This is a genomic window from Stenotrophomonas sepilia (assembly GCF_003244875.1).
GTDB lineage: Bacteria > Pseudomonadota > Gammaproteobacteria > Xanthomonadales > Xanthomonadaceae > Stenotrophomonas > Stenotrophomonas sepilia.
This window is the reverse complement of the sequence record NZ_LXXZ01000063.1, coordinates 23,831-40,218: the sequence shown is the minus strand read 5'-3', so window position 1 is coordinate 40,218 and position 16,388 is coordinate 23,831. Positions and strand designations below refer to the sequence as shown.

Below are 16,388 nucleotides of genomic sequence, written 5' to 3'. Positions count from 1 at the left end.
GGGCACGGGCATGAACCGGGGGCGCATTCCAATAGCGAATGGAATCAGCAATAATTCTCATTTGCGACCTTCCACAACCTCTACCGATGGCCATCCACGCCCTGCAACCGGCCCGCCTGCCCCTGGCCGCCGCCCTCGCCCTGTGCCTGCTTCCGGCCACCCGCGCCTTTGCCCAGGACAGCGCCACTACGCTGGACAGCATCCAGGTCTCGGGCAGCTGGCTCGGCACCGGCCTGCATGACAGCGTCAAGCGCTTTGCCGGCGCACGCACGGTGGTCGACCGCCAGCGCATCGAGGCCAGCGGCGCGGCCAGCATCGGCGATGCCATGCGCCGCATCCCCGGCGTGCAGGTCACCGAAAACTCCGGCACCGCCGGCAGTTCCGTGTCGCTGAACATCGGCGTTCGTGGCCTGACCGGCCGCTACTCGCCGCGTTCGACGGTACTGCTGGACGGCGTGCCGCTGGCCGTAGCGCCGTATGGGCAGCCGCAGCTGTCGTTCGCGCCGACCAGCCTGTCGAACATCGAATCGATCGACGTGGTGCGTGGTGGCGGCGCGGTACGCTACGGCCCGCAGAACGTGGGCGGCATCATCAACTTCAGTACCCGTGCCATTCCCACCGGCACCGGCCTGCATGGCGAAGCCGGTGTGCGCTACACCGCCTACGACCACGGCGGCGGCGACAGCACCCAGTACAACGCCTTCCTCGGCGGCACCGGCGACAATGGCCTGGGCGCGGCCCTGCTGTACTCCGGCCAGGACGGCCGCGGCTGGCGCCAGGGCAGCGATGACCGCTTCAACGACCTGGCGCTGAAGTTCGCCTATGCCATCGACGAACAACAGGAACTGCGCGCCAAGCTGTCCTACTACGATGTGCGCTCGCTGACCCCGGGCGGCCTGACTCGCGCCCAGTACGAGGCCGACCCGTTCCAGAACACCCGCCCCACCGATTTCTGGAAGGGCCATCGCACCGGCATCGACCTGGGCTACACCAACACGCTGTCGGCCAACAGCGAGTTCGAGGTGCTGGCTTATTACAACGAGAGTACCCGTGCCAGCTCGCTGATCAACGCCGCCAACACCCAGTTGACCGTGCAGCCGCGCGACTACCGCGTGCTCGGCATCGAGCCGCGCTACACCCAGCGCCTGCATTGGGGTGCAAGCGTTCACGACATCACCGCCGGCTACCGTTTCCTGCGCGAACGTGGCAACGACCGCAGCTACACCGTCACCCGCCGCACCGGCGTGGCCGGCGCCACCAACCGCTTCGACAACGCCACAGACGCCCACGCGTTCTACATCGACGACCGCATCGCGATCGGCCAGTGGCGGATCACCCCGGGCGTGCGCATGGAGTGGATCGACATGGACCGCCGCCAGGCCGGTGGCGCGGCGACCTTCAGCAGCCGCAACGACAAGGCTCTGCCCTCGCTCAACATCGCTTATCTGCTGACTCCGCAGCTGACCGTGTTCGGCAACTACACCACCTCGTTCGGGCCGGTGCAGAACATCCAGCTCAATTCGCAGACGGCCAGCAACCCGCTGAACCCGGAAATCGCCAGGACCACCGAGCTGGGCGCGCGCTGGCAGGACGGCGCCCTGCGCGCGGAAGTGACCGTGTTCAAGATGCGCTTCGACAACCAGATCCTGCAGGTGCCGGGCATCACCCCGCCGACCTTCCAGAACATCGGCGCCACCGACCACAAGGGCGTGGAGAGCGCGGTGGAGTACCACTTCGCCGAGGACAGTGCGCTGGCCGGGTTGGAGCTGTACGCCAACTACACCTGGACCAAGGCGGTCCAGCAGTCCGGTGACAACCGTGGCCTGGACGTGCCGTTCTACTCGCGCGACACCGACAGCGTCGGCGCCCGCTACGCGCTGGCCGGCTGGACCTTCAATGTCTCCAGCACCCACCAGAGCGGCCAGTTCTCCGATGCCGCCAACACCTGGGAAGAAACCGCCGATGCGCGCGTGGGCCGCGTGCCGGGCGTGCGCCTGTGGAATGCGCAGGTGGCCTGGCAGGTGCCGGGCCTGGGTGACAGCGAGATCGCGCTGGGCGTGAACAACCTGGCCGACACGCGCTGGTACACCCGCAACGTCGATGGCAACGCCGGCCGCATGGTGGCCGCACCGCGCACCTTCTACGTGCAGGGTCGCTACCGCTTCTGAAGCGGTAGCCGCCCGATGCAGTGACGGTGGCGATCACGGTGGCGGCGTATCATGCCGCCACCATGTCACTGCCTGTTTCGCCATCGCGCCTGCATTCGGCCTTCCAGGGCCTGCGCCTGCGGCTGCGCGGCAGCGACCTGTGGTTCATCGCACTTGCCCTGCTGGTCGGCCTGCTTGCCGGCTACCTGACCCTGCTGCAGTCCGGCATCGCACGCTGGCTGCAGGGCACGCTGTACGGGCTGGATGAAGGGATGCGCCTGAGCTCCCTGCCCTCGATGACCTGGACCGCGCTGCTGGTGCTGCCGCTGGGTGGCCTGCTGGTGGGCCTGGTCAGTTTGGCGGCAACGCGACTCAAGCGGCCCCTGCTCGATGCGGTGGAAGCCAATGCCCTGCACGGCGGCCGCATGTCGATGCGCGACAACCTGATCGTGCTGACCCAGACCCTGCTGTCCAATGGTTGCGGCGCCTCGGTCGGGCTGGAAGCTTCGTATACGCAGATGGGGGCCGGCACTGGCTCGCAGCTGGGCCGGGTGATGCGCCTGCGCCGCAACGACGTGCGCATCCTGGTCGGCGCCGGTGCCGCCGGTGCCATTGCCGCCGCCTTCGGTGCGCCGCTGGCCGGTGCGTTCTATGCCTTCGAGATCGTCATCGGCGCCTACACGCCGGCCGCACTGGCCCCGGTGGCGGTCGCCGCGCTGGCCGGCGCGTTTGTGGCCGACCAGGCCGGCATCGAGGCCTACCTGCTGCCCGCCGCCTCGACCATCGACGTGCGCGCCGCCGACTACGCCATCTACGGCCTGCTCGGCTGCTGCTGCGCGATGGTCGGCATTGTCATCATGCGGCTCATCGCCTCGATCGAGGGCACGGTCAAGCGCAGCCCGCTGCCTGCCTGGGGTCGGCCGGTGGTGGGCGGCCTGCTGCTGATCCCGCTGGCCATGGCAAGCCCACAGGTGCTGTCGTCAGGCCACGGCGCGCTGCATCTTGACCTGACCACGCATCTGCCGCTGATCTGGATCGGCGGCCTGCTGACCCTGAAATGCCTGGCCTCGGGCATCTCGCTGGGCTTCGGCTTCCGCGGCGGCCTGTTCTTTGCCTCGCTGTTCATGGGCACCCTGGTCGGCGCGCTGTTCGCGGGCCTGCTCGGCATGGCCACTGGCGTGCCCGTGGTCGACGCCACCTCTGCGGCGCTGGCCGGCATGGCCGCATTGGCCGCTGCCGTGGTCGGTGCGCCAATGACCATGGCCATGCTGGTGCTGGAGGGCACCCACGATTTCCTGCTGACCAGCGCGGTGATGAGTGCAGTGCTGGTGTCCAGCACGCTGGTGCGGCAGTGGTTCGGCTATTCGTTCTCGACCTGGCGCATGCACCTGCGTGGCGAAACCATCAGGAGCGCGCGCGACGTCGGCTGGGTGCACAACCTCAATGCCGGCCGGATGATGCGCAAAGGGGTTTCCACGGCTCCCGCTGACCTCGACGCCGCCGCCTTCCGCCAGCGCTTCCCGTTGGGCTCGGGCAGCCGCGTGATCCTGATCGACAGCGAAGGCCACTACGCGGGCATCGTGCAGATCCCACGCGTGTACGGCGATGGCGTGAAGCCGGAGACCGCGATCGGTGAGCTTGCCGAGAACCGTGACATCTCGCTGTCGCCGTCCGCGGACGTGGTCAGCGTGATGCAGCGCTTCGACCAGACCCAGGCCGATGAACTGGCCGTGGTCGGCGCCGACGGCCAGGTGCTGGGCGTGGTGTCCGAAGCCTTCGTACGCAAGCGCTATGCCGAGGAACTGGACAAGCGCCAGCGCGAACTGATGGGCGAGCGCGTCGACGACACCGACTGACCCCGAAAAAGGGGACGGAGGGGATTAAGTCGTTTCTGGCACTTCCGGGTATCCACGCATGGCGTGGATCTACTGTCACTTCGACCGGGTAGACTCCGGCCATGCGCTTCATTGAGACCTTCCAGGCCGGTCCTTTCGCCGACACCGTGGTCAGCCTGCTGGCCGCCTTCGTGCTGGGTACGTTGATCGGTGCCGAGCGCCAGTACCGGCAACGCACCGCCGGCCTGCGCACCAACGTGCTGGTGGCAGTCGGTGCCGCCGTCTTCGTCGACCTCGGCATGCGCATCGCCGGCAGTGCCGAGGCGGTGCGGGTGATCTCCTACGTGGTCTCCGGTGTCGGCTTCCTCGGCGCCGGCGTGATCATGAAGGAAGGCATGAACGTGCGTGGCCTGAACACCGCCGCCACCCTGTGGTGCTCTGCAGCGGTCGGCAGCTGCACCGGCGCGGACATGCTGGCCGAGGGCGTGCTGCTGACCGTGCTGATCATCGCCGGCAACACCCTGCTGCGGCCGTTGGTGAATGCCATCAACCGCATTCCGATCAACGAGGCAGCGACCGAAGCCACCTACGAGGTGCGCCTGAGCGTGGATGCCGACGCCGTGCCGCGGGTGCGCGAGCGCCTGGTCGATGCGCTGGAAGCGGCGCAGTATCCGGTGGGCGATGTGCAGGTGGTCGAGCATGCCGACGCGCCTACCGATGTGATCGCAGTGCTGGTCAGTACGGCCGTGAGTGCCGATGAACTGGACGTGGTGCTGGCACGGATGGAGCAGGTGCCGGGCGTGCTGCATGCCACCTGGGAAGTCAGCACCCGCGATTGATGATCCACGCGGGGCGTGGAGGCTCTTCTCTCATCCCCTCGTCCGCTGCTGCGCGCGCAACAGTTTCCGGAACGAACTGCACGACCGGGCATCCTCCGCCAGCGGGCATGCCGCCGCGCGTTGCAGCTGACGGCGCACCCGCTGCAACCGGGTGATCTGCCGCTGCAGCACGTCGGCCTGCGCCAGCAGTGCCTCGCGGTCCAGTGAGATGCGTCCATGCTGCGACGGCAGTGATGCACCAATCTGCTGCAGCGAAAGGCCGGCCGCCTGGCCAAGGCCGATCAAGGCCAGCCGTTCCAGCACCCGCTTGTCGTACTGCCGGCGCAGGCCGCGGCGCCCCAGCGCATGCAACAACCCCAGCTGTTCGTAGTAGCGCAAGGTCGAGGCCGGCACGCCACTGCGCTTGACCACCTCGCCGATATCCAGTTCACGCACGGGCTTGACCTCAAGTGACCTTCAAGCACCAAGCTATGGGCAACTACCCGTCGAGGCAAGGCCATGGCCAGCACATCTCCCATTGATCAGTACGCCCTGTGGAACGGCCCTGGCGGCCAGGCGTGGGTTGCGCAGCAGGCCGTTCTTGACGGCCTGTTCCAGCCGATGGCCGACCTGCTGGTCACCGAACTTCCTGAGACCGTTACCGAACTGCTCGACATCGGCTGCGGCACCGGCGCCAGCCTGCTGGCCGCGGCCGCAGCGCGCCCCGGGGCACATTGCACCGGCCTGGACATCTCCGCGCCGATGCTGGCGCTGGCCCGCCAGCGCGCCGAGGCTGCGGGACTGGACGCGGACTTGATCGTGGCAGACGCGCAGCGCCATCCGCTGCCGCCCGCGCACTTCGACTGGATCCAGTCGCGGCTGGGCGTCATGTTCTTCGAGGACAGCCAGGCCGCGTTCGCCAACCTGCATCGTGCCACGACACCCGGCGCTGGGCTGCGCTTCATCGCCTGGCGCAGTGCCGACGAAAATCCATTCATGACCACGGCCGAGCGCGCGATCGGCGATGTACTGGATCTCCCGCCCCGCGTACCCGGCGCACCGGGACAGTTCGCTTTTGCCGATGGCGAGCGCGTGCAGCGCCTGTTGCAGGCCGCCGGCTGGAATGACGTGGAAGTGGTTGCGGTGGACCTGCCCTGTTCGCTCGCCCGCGAAGACCTGCCGACCTATGTCGGCCACCTGGGACCGTTGGGACTGGCCCTGCGATCGATGCCGGAAGCCCGCGCCACAATGCTTCGCGGAAAAGCATTGGCCGCATTCGCGCCGTTCATCGAAGGTGACCGCGTTCGTGTGGATGCCGCCTCTTGGTTGATCCGCGCCCGCGCTTGAAAAAAGGGGACGGAGGGGATTAAGTCGCATATGCCCCGGCTGTGCCGGAAACGACTTAATCCCCTCCGTCCCCTTTTTTGCTAGAGGGCCTCGCCGGCGTCGGCCAGGCGCGATTCGATCAGGGCGTACCACTGCTGCAGCACGTCGATCAGCATGTCCAGCTCGGCGTCGGCGCGCTGTGCGCGACCGCTGCGCAGGCAGGCCTGGGCTTCCTGCAACTGGGCCAGGAATCCGGCCACGGTGTCGGCCTGCAGGATCAGGCCCGGCAGGCGCCGCCCGGGGATGCGCACCACGGCATGATTGCCGAGCTGGCCGTACACGCTGAGCGTAGCTTCCGTCTTCATGGAGAGTGGCAGGAATTGGGCATTCATCGCGTGCACCGTTTGAAAACCTGAGCCGCAGGCAGGCGTGGACGACGGGGGAGACGTTGCCACGCCTGCCGGCGGTCAGGGGGGACTCGGAATGCCGGGGCACCGCCCCGGCGCAGGAAGGTCAATGTGGCTGTGCCATCCCGGCGATCTGCACGCGCCGGTTCGGTGCCAGGCAGGCAATCAGCTCGCGCCGGTTGCGCTGCTCGCACTGCACGATCGGCTCGGCCGCGCCGCGTCCCTCGGCACTGATGCTGGCTGCAGGCACGCCCCCCTGCACCAGCGCGTTGCGCACGGCGTCGGCGCGGCGCTGCGACAGCGCCTGGTTGTAGCTGGCGCTGCCAATGCGGTCGGTGTAGCCGGTTACCTTGATCGACTGCACCTGCGCGGCCTCGCGTACCTGCGCCAGGATGCCCTGCACCGCCTGCTGGCCTTCGGCGCTGAGTACCGCGCTGTCGAATCCGAACAGCGCGTCGGCCGACAGCCGCAGGGGCTGCTCCGGCAGCGGTGCCGGTGCCAGCGGCGCCGGTGGCCGCGGTGGTTCGAGCACGGCCGCGCACGACTCCGGCTTCCAATACCCGCCCTGCGCGATGCCCTTGCTGTCGAAGCGCACCTGGAACTGGCAGGTGAAGTATTCCGCGCCCTGCGCGGTGCGGAAATTGAACAGGTAGTTCCACTCGCGCACGCCCCACATACCCTCATTGAAGTGCGGCGTGCCCAGCAGCGTGTACAGCTGCCGCTTGCTCATGCCCGGCGCGAAGCGGCGCAGGTCGGCGACGTCGGGATAGATGCCTTCCTTCAGCGAGGCCTTGGAGGCCTCCGGGAAGTGCACGGCGGTGGCGTCGGCAGGACCGTCGGCGGCCGGCGCATGGCTGCGGCAGGCGGCCAGCAGGCCCATCCCCAGGATCAGGCCAAGCGTGGCGGCACATTGGCCGGCGCGGGCGATGCGATGCTGTTTCATGTCGTTCCCCCTGTAGACGTTTCCGCGATGCCGGGCCGCGGGTGCGGCCCGGCGGCGGGGATTACCACTGGATGCCGGCACCGACGGCCACACCGGCCTCGCCACGGCTGTTGGTCGAACCGCTGAACTTGTAGATCCAGCGGCCGCCTTCGGAGACACCGGAGATACCGACCGCCACGCCCGATTCGCCGTTGTAGCTGCCAGCCGCGATCGAGGCCATGCTGCGGCCCGCCTCGCTCGGCTGCGGCAGCGCTGCGGTGGCCATCGCCGACGCGATACCGGCCGAAGCACGATTGTCGGTCTTGCGCAGGTCGCGCTCGAAGCCGCCCATGCGCTCGTCGGTGTAGGCCTTGGACCAGTCCAGGGTCTGCGCCATGCCCGACTTCAGCTGGTCGACGTTGACGGCATCGGTGCCAGTAGTACCGGCGGCGACGTTGCGCACCGTAGTCGGGCCGCTGCTGGTGCTGCCCAGGGTGACACTGTTGTAGTTGGTCGCGCCGTTCACCGTGGTGTCGTAGCGGATCGTGCCCTGCTGCGAAGCCTGCAGCTGGCGCACGTTGACCGCATCGGTGGCCTGCGAGCCGTCTGCCACGTTGACCACCTGGCGTTCGGCACCGGCGGCACCGACAGAGACCGTGTTGGCCCGGTTCGCCACCGAACCCGCACCCAATGCCACCGAGTTGTCGGCCTGCGCCTGCGAACCATTGCCCAGCGCGGTCGAGTTGGCACCGGCGGCAGTGGAGCCTGCACCACCGGCGGCCGAGTTGGCGCCGCTGGCGGACGGATCGGCCAGGTTGTTGGTGTTGTTGGCGCGGAAGCTGCCCGCCACGTTGGTGATGTTCTGGATCTTCTGGTCGGTGTACTTCTTCGACTCGTCGATGGCGTAGTTCACGCCGTTCTTGAGTTGGCCGACATTGGTCGCGTCGTAGGTGTCCGAGCCGTCGGCAACGTGGGTGATCTTGCGTTCGCTGCCGGTGCTGCCGACCGAGACCTCACCGGCCGAGTTGCTGGCACCGGTCTGCCCGTAGGCGCCGGTGTAGCCGCTCTGTGCACCGACGCTGGCGACCGAACCGGCGCCCAGCGCCACGCTGTTACCGGCACTGCTGCTGGCACCGTTGCCGACCGCCACGCTGTTGGCACCGGCGGCACTGGCCTGCGGACCGACCGCCACGGCTTCCGCACCGGCTGCAGTGGCTGCGGCCGCCGTTGAGTTGACCGCCAGGTACGCACTGCCACCACCGCCATTGGTGATGCGCTGGTTGAGGACCTTCAGCGAGCCGTCGACAGCGGTGAAGGCGGCGGTGACGTTGTTGTAATCGCCGCTGGTGAAGGTGCCATCGGTGGCGATGCTGGAGATGCTGAACGTCGGCGCGGTCCACACGTTGGTGGTGCCGTTGTAGGCGGTGGTGCCACCGAAGTAGGTGGCGATGGTGCTGTTCGTGCTGAACAGCTGGTCGCCGGTGATGGCATCACTGCTGCCGGCCAGGATGCTGCCGGCGGCGACGTTGGTGATCTTCACCGCGCCGGTGCCGGTACCCGTCAGCGTCACGCTGTTGAGCACGTTGCCACTGCCATCGACGTCGTACTTCACGGCCAGCTTGTCGATCTCGCCGGTCTGGTCCGCGACGTTGGCCAGCGAGTTGCTGACGGCATCGAAGGCGGTACCGACGTCGTTGTAGTTGCCCTTGGTGATCGTGCCGTTGGCGGCGACGTTGTTGATCGAGTAGGTCGGTGCGGTCAGTACGCCGTTGGCATCGACCGCGGCACCACCGCCCAGATGGGTGGCCACCGCCTGGTTGGCGGCAAACAGCTGGGCACCATTGATGGCCTCACTGCTGGTGGCACTGACCTGGCCCGGGCCAAGGTTGCGCAGCGTGGTTGCCGTGCCGGTCTGGCCCAACGTGGCGCTGGCGTAGTTGACGCTGCCGTCGCCGTTGAGGTCATAGCGCAGGGCGCCCTGCTCCGAGGCCTGCAGCTGGCCCACGTTGACCGCATCGGTCGCCGCCGTGCCGGCGGCCATGTTGGTGACCTGGCGCTCGGCACCGGCCGCACCGATGGAGACACTGTTGGCACGGTCGGCCAGGCTGCCGGCGCCGACCGCGATGCTGTTGGCGGCAGTGGCGCGGGCATTGGTACCCACCGCGATCGAGTCGGCGCCGCTGGCCACCGCCTCAGTGCCGGTCGAGTTCACCCGCAGGTACTTGGTGCCACCGTTGCGGATGTCGGTGATCTGCGTGTTGAGGTTGACCAGCGAGCCATCGACCGCGGCGAAGGCATCGGTGGCATTCTCATACAGGCCCTTGGCGATGGCACCGCCAGTGGAGATCGTGCTGATCTCGAACAACGGTGCAGTAAAGATGCCGCTGGCCGGATCGAAAGCCGCACGACCACCGAAGAAGCTGGCGATGGCACTGTTGGTCGCCGCCAGCTGGCCACCGTTGACCGCCTCCAGGCTGCCGGCGGTGACCGCGCCAGCGGCAAGATTGCCGATGGTGGTGGTGCCGGTGCCTGCGCCGAGCGTGACCCGGCGATAGTTCGGGTTGCCCGAGCCGTCCAGGTCATAGGTGACCGCTGCGGAGGCCACATCGTCGATCAGACTGATGGCGCCCTTCAGCTGGGCCACGTTGACAGCATCGGTATTGGCGCTGCCCGCGGCAAGGTTGGTGATCTGGCGCTCGCCACCACCGGCCGTGCCCACCGACACTTCGCCGGCCGAGACCTGGGGTGCGGTGAGGCCGTAGGCGCTGTAGCTGGCCTGCGCGCCGCGCAGTGCAGCGGAGCGGTAACCCAGCGCGACCGAGTTGGCCTGGTTTGAAGTGGCTTCGGCACCCAGCAGGGTCTGTCCGTTGGCGGTGCCCACGGCACTGTCACCGACGACGACCGAGTGGCCCATGCGGGCGGCATAGTCGGCCGTCGGCACGCCGGTCGGATTGCTGGGATCGTTCACGCCATCGCCGGGGAAGGCGACATTGGCATCGACCTTCGGCAGTTCATGGCGTGCGTTGGCACCGATCACCACTTCCTTGGACCCGTTGGCGAAGGCGCCATCGCCCATCAACACCTGGTAGTCCTGTGCCGCGTTGACCGCCCAGCAGGAAATATCGGCCAGCGCGATGTCCAGGCACTTGGCCGCCCACGCCGGCGAGTCGGTTGGCAGAAGGAGGCCCAGCAGGCCACCGGGATTGCCGTTGTTGATGTTGTAGATGTAACTGTCGGAGGTCACGCCACCGATCAGGGTCAGGTGCGAGCTGCCGCCCGTGGCTGCGCCGCCCAGGCCGTTGAGCGTGCTGCCGACCGGCGACAGGTTGACCACCGGCAGGCCCAGCACATTGACCGTCGAATAGGTCTGCATGACGTTGGCGTTGCTGAGCTTGAGATTGCCGTTGCTCAGGTAGCCGTTGCCGCCGAACAGGCTGGTGGTGGTCGGCCCGATCAGCTGGCCGACATTGCCGACCAGGCCACCGGTGCCGATGATCAGACCAGCATTCGGGTCGGCCGGCGCGGGCGCCTTCGGACTGGTTGGCGGAATCGCCGAGGGTTGGGTCAGGCCGAGGCTGCCCAGCGTGCCTCCCACCAGGCCCCCCACGGCGCTGCCCAGGTTGCCGACGGTGCCATTGAGATTGCCGTTGAGCAGGTTGCCCACCGCGCTTCCGACACTGCCCAGCGTGCTGCCCAGCACACCGCCCAGGTCGCCGGCGGTGCTGCCGGTGGTGCCGTTGAGAATGCCGCCCACGGCGCCGCCGACCGTGCCGACCGTGTTGGTGAGCGTGCCGCCCACTGCGCTGCCGACCTGGCCGACGGTGCCGTTCAGTGCGCCGCCCACTGCGCTTCCAACGGTACCGACAGTGCCGTTCAGAGCACCGCCAACTGCGCCACCGACCGCGCCTACCGTGTTGTTGAGTGTGCCGCCAAGTGCGCCGCCGACCTGGCCGACGGTGCCGTTCAGTGCGCCGCCCACTGCACTTCCAACGGTACCGACAGTACCGTTCAGAGCACCGCCAACTGCTCCACCGACCGCGCCTACCGTGTTGTTGAGCGTGCCGCCCACTGCGCTGCCGACCTGGCCGACGGTGCCGTTCAGTGCGCCGCCCACTGCGCTTCCAACGGTACCGACAGTGCCGTTCAGAGCACCGCCAACTGCGCCACCGACCGCGCCTACCGTGTTGTTGAGCGTGCCGCCCACTGCGCTGCCGACCTGGCCGACGGTGCCGTTCAGTGCGCCGCCCACTGCATTTCCAACGGTACCGACAGTGCCGTTCAGTGCACCGCCAACTGCGCCACCGACCGCGCCTACCGTGTTGTTGAGCGTGCCGCCAAGTGCGCCGCCGACCTGGCCGACGGTGCCGTTCAGAGCACCACCCACCGCACTGCCGACGGTACCGACAGTACCGTTCAGCGCGCCACCGACTGCGCCTACCGTGTTATTGAGCGTGCCGCCCACTGCGCTGCCGATCTGGCCGACGGTGCCGTTCAGTGCGCCGCCCACTGCACTTCCAACGGTACCGACAGTGCCGTTCAGAGCACCGCCAACTGCGCCACCGACTGCGCCCACCGTGTTGTTGAGCGTGCCACCAAGTGCGCCGCCGACCTGGCCGACGGTGCCGTTCAGTGCGCCGCCAACGGTACCGACAGTACCGTTCAGCGCGCCACCCACCGCGCTACCAACTGCGCCCGCGGCACCGTGAAGCGTCCCGCCGACAGCACCCACCGCACCACCGACCAGGTTGCCGACGCCCAGCGCGCTGTGCTGTGCGGCCACCGTCGCCTGTCCGGCCAGCTTCAGATTGCGATCGGCCACTACCTCCTGGCCGTCTGGCGCCTGCACGCGCACCTTGCCAGCGAGGCCGGCATCGAACGCGGCACTGATGGCACGATCATGGGTTTCACCCGGCAGTTCTTCCTTGGCCGGCAGCGTGACTGCCGTCGTCGCCCGGGCCTGGCCATGCCCCTCGATGTGATGGCCAGCGACCGCCAGATGCGTGTCGGCCTTGCCGTCGACGGTGGCTTTCAGCCCAGGCAGTGATCCGGCGGCTGCACCGCTGAGGCCGGCGGCCGCTTGGGCACCCGTATCGATCGCAGCGACCTGGCGGCCAGCGATGCCGACCTTGGCCCTGGCGCGCGCATTGGCAGCAACGCCCAGCGGCGCCTGCGCGCCGGGCGCAACGTGCGCAGCCAGCGATGCATCCACCTGTGCCGCCCTGGCTGCAGCGTTGCCCACGCCAACATTGGCGCGGACATCAGCCGCCAGTGCCGGCACGGCCACCTGTTTCGGCACGGTGTTCGCTGCCAGCTTCACCTGCACGGTGGCCGGCAACACGTCACGTACCACCGGCAGCGACGTGGTGTTCAACTGCAGGCCCAGACGAGCATCCGCGCTGAGCGCGGGGCTGTTCTGCGCCTGTCGCGCGGCGGCAGCCAGGGCCACTTCCGCGTCAACCTTGACCGGCATCGGCTGCGCATACTTTGCCGCGAGTGCTTGCAGGTCACGCAGCGATTGATTGGTTTCCGAGGCCCCTGCATGGCCGCTGGCCAGCGCACACAGCAGTGCCAGGGCCAGGGCCGTGGGCATCAGCAGGAAGGCGCGCGGATCGCGTGCGGCGCTGCCGCCGCTGTCGCCGGTGGCCAGTTCCGAGGCCACAACCAGAGCATTGAGCTGGCGGTTCCATACACGCCGGTAGATGCGGTTCATGAGCATTTCCCCCGTAGGCGAACAACTGGAATGTCAGTGGACTTGCCGCTAGGCACGTGACTGACATTTCAGCGGTTGCAACAAGGGCGGTGCACTTCAATCCGGCACGGCAATCGCGCATTCCGGCAAATCCACGGCCGGAATCGGCAGCCGGCTATGCATAAGCGGCAACACGTTCGGCAAGCGGATACGCAATTCCGGCATAAACTCCGCAAAAACCCTTGCCGGGCCTGGATCAGGCCGGTTGGCCGATCTGCGCGGGTGCGCGCATCAGGGTGTCGCGCGGCAGTTCGCCGAATACCTTGCGGTAATTGTCGGCGAAGCGCGACAGGTCCCACAGCCCGCAGCTCAGGGCGATCGCTTTCACCGAGCGACGGCTGGAGTCCGCCATCGACAGGCTGCGGCAGGCCGCGCACAGGCGCAGCATGGAGAGGTAGCGGTTCGGCGAGGTTCCAAACAGGTCCTCGAACGCATAGCGCAGGCCGCGCTCGCTGACGCCGGCGGCATCGCAGATCTCGGTCATGTAGATATTGCGACGCAGGTTGAGCCGCATGAAGTTCTCTGCACGCTGCGCGATCAGATAATGCGTGCGCCGCGCACGGGTGCAGCCCGGGCGATCCGCCGCACCGGCGCCCAGCAGGGCCTGCACATGCTCATGCAGCAGGTTCTCGGTCTCATCCGGCTGCAGGCCTGCACCCTGCCCCAGCTGCAGGTGCAGCTGCTGGTAATGGCGTGCCAGCGGCGTGGCATCGCTGGCCAGGTTGAACAGCGAAAGTGCCTGGCCAGCAGGTGGCGTGCTGCGCAGGCTCAGTTCGGTCAGCTTGCGCTGGACGCGGGCCACCGGCACCAGCATCAGGGTCATGTGCGTGCCCGGGCTCAGGGTGAACTCACTGATGCCCTCCGGCATGATCGTCAGCGCCATGCCCGGCGAGAGCCGCACGCCGTGGCACCAGCTCATCGTTTCATCGGTGGCGTGCAGGTACCCCAGCATCACCCAGTCCGGCGGCAGCATGAAACGGCCACGGCAATGGAAGCCGCAGCTGATGCTGCAGAACAGGGCTTCCTCGTGCACGCGCGAAGCGAACGCCGCCCGTGGCCCGTTGCCATCCAGCAGCAGCAGTTCGACATCGCAGACGCGAAGCACGCCGCTCAGCGTGGCCAGGTCTATCGACCGAAGGCCGCTGTCGTCGCTGTCCTCTACCCCACCATCGACCATGACAGTGTTGTCCCCCCGTTGATCCGCCATCCGCTGCGGCCCCCACTGCCTGACAGGGCGCGCAACGATCCAGAATCCATTTCCGTTGCCACGCCGACAGCGCCGGCGTCGATGCGATCGTACAAATCAATGCAAGAGCTTGAATACGAGTATGCCCAATAATCGGCAAAGGTAAACCCGCGGCGCTGAATGATGAAACGGGATACACAAGTGAAGAAAATGTCTGAGCAGGTGGCACGGTTTTCGCATGGAACCACAAGGCGAATCACATTATCTGCACGACAATGAATCGTTTTGCCTGCGAACGGATTTTCGTCACAAAAACCATCTGAAATTTTCAGGATTCCGGGGTTTCTGCCGAATTTGCATATAGGTTCCGGTTGCAGCCAACCGCCATTCAGGCAAAGTCGACATTACGGTGATCGAGCCATCTGATCTGGCCGCACCCAGGGGGACAGCATGACCACGCACGCATCATTGGATGCCTCGACCACCGGCCCCGGGCCGTCCGGTCGCGACCGTGCGGCCGATGTCCCGCCTGGAAATGATCACCCTGCTTGAGCACAGCGGGCCTATCCCGCCGTGCCTCCTCCGCCAGGACGCGCGGAGGCCCACGGACGATCCCGGCGGAGCCGGGCCACCGCCCAACGCAGGTGTACTGCATCCGCAGACAGGTAGAGGGAGACATTGGTCATGAACGCATCGATCCGCAAATTCCTGAAGGAAGAAGACGGCGTCACCGCGCTCGAGTACGGGCTGCTGGCTGCCGTGATAGCTGGCGTCCTGATTGCGGTCGGCAACGACCAGATCAAGGGGTTCTTCGAAACGCTGTTCAAGAACCTCTCCGCACTGGCCACCAAGGCTTCGGGCTCGACGACCTGAGCGGCGACCGCGCGCGGCCGGCAGAGCCGCGACGGCGGGGCGCATGGAACCAGGCGAAGACCGTCCAGTGACGGACGATGGAGTGTGCGATGACAGTGCTGGGATTGTTGGCCATCGGCGTGTGCCTGCGGATCGCGATCAGTGATCTGTATGCCCGTCGAGTGCCCAACAACTGGCTGGTCGCCGCATGCGTGATCGCCACTGCGGTGATCGTGGTCGGCCAGTTCAGTGCGCCGCGCCAGCCGTGGCTGCCCCACCTTGCCGGCGCGGCGATCGGCCTGTTGGCGCTGCTGCCGTTCCATGCCCTGCGCTTGATGGGCGCCGGGGACGTGAAGTTCTTTGCCGTGCTGGGCCTGATGCTGGGCTGGCAGGCGCTGCTGCCGGTCTGGCTGGTGGCAAGCCTCGCGGCTGGGTTGCATGCCGTACTGGTGCTGGCCGGTCGCCGCCTGGGCGTGCTGCTGCCCGGTCACCTGCAGATGCAGGTCAATCGCACCAGCACGCAGTGGCAAGCGCATCCGGTGCTGCGTGACATGCAGGCCGCCCGCCAGGGACGACGTGGCATTCCCTATGCAGCCTACCTGGCACTGGCCGCCATCGGCTGGGTGCTGGCCAGCATCTACGGAGGTGCACCATGAACATCCGCAGCCCACGCCTGCAACGCGGTGTCGCCAGCATCGAGTTCGCCCTGATGCTGATGCTCGGCCTGTTGCCGCTGCTGCTGTTCACCTTCTCCGGGGTGATGATCATGGCGGCGCAACAGACCCTGGCCACCGCATCGGCCGAAGGCGCGCGTGCCTCGCTGCGCTACGGCACCGCCAGCGAACGACGCACCGCCGCCTGCGTCGCCGCACGCACCTCGATGCAATGGTTGCTGCAGTTTTCCAGGCAGAACGTGGACTGCAGCGCGGGGGGCAGCAACGCCATCGTGGTGTCGGCACAGGCACCCTGCGCCGGTCTGGCCACGGCCCAGTGCATGACCGTGACGGTCAGCTACGACTACGCCAGCCATCCCTTCCTGCCCGGCACCGCCACGCTCTACAAGTGGGTGATGCAGGCCCCCATCCGCAGCGTCGCGGTCGCGCAGCTCGATCTCGGCAGCGGCAATTGATGATCGGTACTTTGGAG

The 16,388-nt window shown here is 67.4% G+C and carries 12 protein-coding genes; 7 read left to right on the top strand and 5 right to left on the bottom strand.

Features of this window, described 5'->3' with window-relative positions; all coding sequences use genetic code 11:
• Window positions 1-86: 86 nt before the first annotated feature.
• The 3 genes from A7X97_RS12940 to A7X97_RS12930 all read left to right on the top strand — a co-directional run bounded on the left by A7X97_RS12940 (window position 87) and on the right by A7X97_RS12930 (window position 4,821).
• Complete coding sequence (locus tag A7X97_RS12940) at window positions 87-2,168, top strand: TonB-dependent receptor family protein (RefSeq protein ID WP_088497875.1); 2,082 nt, start codon at window positions 87-89, stop codon at window positions 2,166-2,168.
• Window positions 2,169-2,230: 62 nt separating this feature from the next.
• A complete protein-coding gene (locus tag A7X97_RS12935; protein WP_245885010.1) occupies window positions 2,231-4,003 on the top strand; it encodes a chloride channel protein in 1,773 nt (590 codons plus the stop codon).
• A gap of 101 nt (window positions 4,004-4,104) precedes the next feature.
• Window positions 4,105-4,821, top strand: coding sequence for an MgtC/SapB family protein (locus tag A7X97_RS12930; RefSeq protein WP_111008021.1), 717 nt, complete (start codon window positions 4,105-4,107; stop codon window positions 4,819-4,821).
• 30 nt (window positions 4,822-4,851) lie between these two features.
• Here the strand turns inward: A7X97_RS12930 and A7X97_RS12925 are convergent, their stop codons facing one another.
• The gene (locus A7X97_RS12925; RefSeq protein ID WP_088497877.1) at window positions 4,852-5,256 is read right to left on the bottom strand and encodes a MerR family transcriptional regulator; all 405 of its coding nucleotides are present in this window, start codon (window positions 5,254-5,256) and stop codon (window positions 4,852-4,854) included.
• A gap of 63 nt (window positions 5,257-5,319) precedes the next feature.
• Here A7X97_RS12925 and A7X97_RS12920 point away from each other — a divergent pair, with 63 nt between their 5' ends.
• Window positions 5,320-6,147 (top strand): class I SAM-dependent methyltransferase, encoded by an 828-nt coding sequence (locus A7X97_RS12920; protein WP_088497878.1) that lies wholly within the window; start codon window positions 5,320-5,322, stop codon window positions 6,145-6,147.
• Window positions 6,148-6,227: 80 nt separating this feature from the next.
• Here A7X97_RS12920 and A7X97_RS12915 read toward each other — a convergent pair whose 3' ends face one another.
• The 4 genes from A7X97_RS12915 to A7X97_RS12900 form a co-directional block, all read right to left on the bottom strand.
• Window positions 6,228-6,491 carry a DUF6959 family protein gene (locus A7X97_RS12915; protein WP_231352155.1) on the bottom strand — a complete coding sequence of 88 codons (264 nt, stop codon included), beginning with the start codon at window positions 6,489-6,491 and terminating at the stop codon, window positions 6,228-6,230.
• Between the two features lie 148 nt (window positions 6,492-6,639).
• Window positions 6,640-7,476: an OmpA family protein gene (locus A7X97_RS12910; RefSeq protein ID WP_072167506.1), complete on the bottom strand. Its 837-nt coding sequence runs from the start codon at window positions 7,474-7,476 to the stop codon at window positions 6,640-6,642.
• Window positions 7,477-7,537: 61 nt separating this feature from the next.
• Complete coding sequence (locus tag A7X97_RS12905) at window positions 7,538-13,165, bottom strand: ESPR-type extended signal peptide-containing protein (RefSeq protein WP_111008020.1); 5,628 nt, start codon at window positions 13,163-13,165, stop codon at window positions 7,538-7,540.
• Window positions 13,166-13,400: 235 nt separating this feature from the next.
• The gene (locus tag A7X97_RS12900; protein WP_111008019.1) at window positions 13,401-14,381 is read right to left on the bottom strand and encodes an AraC family transcriptional regulator; all 981 of its coding nucleotides are present in this window, start codon (window positions 14,379-14,381) and stop codon (window positions 13,401-13,403) included.
• 693 nt (window positions 14,382-15,074) lie between these two features.
• Here A7X97_RS12900 and A7X97_RS12895 point away from each other — a divergent pair.
• From A7X97_RS12895 to A7X97_RS12885, 3 genes are all read left to right on the top strand, one after another.
• Window positions 15,075-15,263: a Flp family type IVb pilin gene (locus tag A7X97_RS12895; RefSeq protein ID WP_005416979.1), complete on the top strand. Its 189-nt coding sequence runs from the start codon at window positions 15,075-15,077 to the stop codon at window positions 15,261-15,263.
• An 89-nt stretch (window positions 15,264-15,352) separates the two neighbouring features.
• On the top strand, window positions 15,353-15,898 hold the full coding sequence (locus tag A7X97_RS12890) for an A24 family peptidase (RefSeq protein WP_072167503.1): 546 nt from the start codon (window positions 15,353-15,355) through the stop codon (window positions 15,896-15,898).
• The gene (locus tag A7X97_RS12885) at window positions 15,895-16,371 is read left to right on the top strand and encodes a TadE/TadG family type IV pilus assembly protein (protein WP_072167502.1); all 477 of its coding nucleotides are present in this window, start codon (window positions 15,895-15,897) and stop codon (window positions 16,369-16,371) included. The genes A7X97_RS12890 and A7X97_RS12885 overlap by 4 nt, the downstream gene beginning before the upstream one ends.
• The last annotated feature ends 17 nt before the right edge of the window (window positions 16,372-16,388 follow it).

Coding starts and splice junctions, on each gene's coding strand:
- A7X97_RS12940 (WP_088497875.1), top strand. CDS start 87: ATGGCCATCCACGCCCTGCAACCGGCCCGCCTGCCCCTGGCCGCCGCC.
- A7X97_RS12895 (WP_005416979.1), top strand. CDS start 15,075: ATGAACGCATCGATCCGCAAATTCCTGAAGGAAGAAGACGGCGTCACC.
- A7X97_RS12915 (WP_231352155.1), bottom strand. CDS start 6,491: ATGAAGACGGAAGCTACGCTCAGCGTGTACGGCCAGCTCGGCAATCAT.
- A7X97_RS12935 (WP_245885010.1), top strand. CDS start 2,231: ATGTCACTGCCTGTTTCGCCATCGCGCCTGCATTCGGCCTTCCAGGGC.
- A7X97_RS12920 (WP_088497878.1), top strand. CDS start 5,320: ATGGCCAGCACATCTCCCATTGATCAGTACGCCCTGTGGAACGGCCCT.
- A7X97_RS12910 (WP_072167506.1), bottom strand. CDS start 7,476: ATGAAACAGCATCGCATCGCCCGCGCCGGCCAATGTGCCGCCACGCTT.
- A7X97_RS12905 (WP_111008020.1), bottom strand. CDS start 13,165: ATGAACCGCATCTACCGGCGTGTATGGAACCGCCAGCTCAATGCTCTG.
- A7X97_RS12900 (WP_111008019.1), bottom strand. CDS start 14,381: ATGGTCGATGGTGGGGTAGAGGACAGCGACGACAGCGGCCTTCGGTCG.
- A7X97_RS12885 (WP_072167502.1), top strand. CDS start 15,895: ATGAACATCCGCAGCCCACGCCTGCAACGCGGTGTCGCCAGCATCGAG.
- A7X97_RS12890 (WP_072167503.1), top strand. CDS start 15,353: ATGACAGTGCTGGGATTGTTGGCCATCGGCGTGTGCCTGCGGATCGCG.
- A7X97_RS12930 (WP_111008021.1), top strand. CDS start 4,105: ATGCGCTTCATTGAGACCTTCCAGGCCGGTCCTTTCGCCGACACCGTG.